We start from the raw sequence: 290 nt of genomic DNA on the forward strand, positions 1-290 counted from the left end.
TTGCATCGTTACCAGCTTCATCTGTCATTTTCAGTACGCCGATCGGACGGCAACGGATCACAACGCCAGGTATCAGTGGAAATGGTGTGATCACCAGCACGTCAACCGGGTCGCCATCACCAGCGATGGTTTGAGGAACATAGCCGTAGTTGCATGGATAATGCATTGCTGTTCCCATGAAGCGATCAACAAAGATAGCGCCGGTATCTTTATCAACTTCATACTTGATCGGATCAGAATTCATCGGGATTTCAATTACTACGTTGAAATCATTTGGCAGATCACGACCT

Annotated in this window: 1 protein-coding gene; it reads right to left on the reverse strand. The window is 46.9% G+C overall.

Features of this window, described 5'->3' with window-relative positions:
• Positions 1–290 (reverse strand): inorganic diphosphatase (locus tag KDM89_RS21750; RefSeq protein WP_212689848.1); only part of this gene is annotated, 290 nt, incomplete at both ends.

The organism is Cognatundibacterium luofuense, from assembly GCF_018139685.1.
Classification (GTDB): domain Bacteria; phylum Pseudomonadota; class Gammaproteobacteria; order Burkholderiales; family Burkholderiaceae_D; genus Undibacterium; species Undibacterium luofuense.